3 pseudogenes are annotated in these 1,899 nt (G+C 41.1%); 2 read left to right on the top strand and 1 reads right to left on the bottom strand.

The features are described 5' to 3' along the window. A pseudogene (locus tag BGK49_RS13480) lies at positions 1-276 on the top strand (IS1 family transposase); the annotation flags it as partial. A gap of 16 nt (positions 277-292) precedes the next feature. On the opposite strand, the pseudogene BGK49_RS27080 reads toward BGK49_RS13480, so the two are convergent. Continuing rightward, a pseudogene (locus BGK49_RS27080) lies at positions 293-472 on the bottom strand (IS66 family transposase); the annotation flags it as partial. 327 nt (positions 473-799) lie between these two features. On the opposite strand from BGK49_RS27080, the pseudogene ipaH7.8 reads away from it, so the two are divergent. Further along, a pseudogene (gene ipaH7.8, locus BGK49_RS13475) lies at positions 800-1,899 on the top strand (T3SS effector E3 ubiquitin-protein ligase IpaH7.8); the annotation flags it as partial.

Below are 1,899 nucleotides of genomic sequence, written 5' to 3'. Positions count from 1 at the left end.
CGGGCCACGGAATGATGAGACCTGTCGGGAACTGTTAGCCCTGTTGACTCCGTTCTGTATCGGCATGGTGACCAGCGATGACTGGGGCAGCTACGCCAGAGAAGTGCCGGAGGAGAAACACCTGACCGGCAAAATCTTCACGCAACGTATGAACGTAACAACCTGACCCTCCGCCCCCGCATCAAGCGGCTGGCACGTAAAACAATCTGCTTCTCGCGTTCCGTGGAAATCCACGAAAAAGTCATCGGTTCCTTCATTGAAAAGCACATATTCTAATGATTGGAAGTACTACCCGGCAAAACTCATTCAGTGCATTCCAGTGATTCAGGATATAGTTGAACGCCTTTACCATTTCAGCATGGTTTGACAAAGTTTTCCTCTGGAGCTTTATCCAGTCATACAAGGACTTCATTCGCGGCACACATTTCTCCTGCCTTACCGCAAGCCGTTTTTCTGCCGGCCTCCCTCGTATTAAATGTGTATCGTTTTTTTACAGTAATTTTAATTTATCATTCTATAATAGGAATAAATGAGCTTGGCTAAAATATGATGTAAAACAAATATACTTACTCGGATTACATTTCCTTGCTCACTGGAATGTTGAATTCAGTGTTATTATTGACTGCAGTCACAATAAAAAAGAATTCCATAGAAAACCTCAATAAATAAATTACAACTAACTTCTGTTATGTGTAAAATGGAAACTATTAAAACTTAATATCGGAAATGGTAAGTGAAATTTGTATAAATATACAATTTTAAATATTTATTCTCACAAATATAAGGTTGCCCTAGCATTATGTTCTCTGTAAATAATACACACTCATCAGTTTCTTGCTCCCCCTCTATTAACTCAAACTCAACCAGTAATGAACATTATCTGAGAATCCTGACTGAATGGGAAAAGAACTCTTCTCCCGGGGAAGAGCGAGGCATTGCTTTTAACAGACTCTCCCAGTGCTTTCAGAATCAAGAAGCAGTATTAAATTTATCAGACCTAAATTTGACGTCTCTTCCCGAATTACCAAAGCATATTTCTGCTTTGATTGTAGAAAATAATAAATTAACATCATTGCCAAAGCTGCCTGCATTTCTCAAAGAACTTAATGCTGATAATAACAGGCTTTCTGTGATACCAGAACTTCCTGAGTCATTAACAACTTTAAGTGTTCGTTCTAATCAACTGGAAAACCTTCCTGTTTTGCCAAACCATTTAACATCATTATTTGTTGAAAATAACAGGCTATATAACTTACCGGCTCTTCCCGAAAAATTGAAATTTTTACATGTTTATTATAACAGGCTGACAACATTACCCGACTTACCGGATAAACTGGAAATTCTCTGTGCTCAGCGCAATAATCTGGTTACTTTTCCTCAATTTTCTGATAGAAACAATATCAGACAAAAGGAATATTATTTTCATTTTAATCAGATAACCACTCTTCCGGAGAGTTTTTCACAATTAGATTCAAGTTACAGGATTAACATTTCAGGGAATCCATTGTCGACTCGCGTTCTGCAATCCCTGCAAAGATTAACCTCTTCGCCGGACTACCACGGCCCGCAGATTTACTTCTCCATGAGTGACGGACAACAGAATACACTCCATCGCCCCCTGGCTGATGCCGTGACAGCATGGTTCCCGGAAAACAAACAATCTGATGTATCACAGATATGGCATGCTTTTGAACATGAAGAGCATGCCAACACCTTTTCCGCGTTCCTTGACCGCCTTTCCGATACCGTCTCTGCACGCAATACCTCCGGATTCCGTGAACAGGTCGCTGCATGGCTGGAAAAACTCAGTGCCTCTGCGGAGCTTCGACAGCAGTCTTTCGCTGTTGCTGCTGATGCCACTGAGAGCTGTGAGGACCGTGTCGCGCTCACATGGAACAA

Source organism: Shigella sp. FC1544 (genome assembly GCF_001722145.1).
GTDB classification, from domain to species: Bacteria; Pseudomonadota; Gammaproteobacteria; order Enterobacterales; family Enterobacteriaceae; genus Escherichia; species Escherichia coli.
Note: the sequence above shows the minus strand (reverse complement) of the source record. Positions and strands in the feature narration are given on the sequence as shown.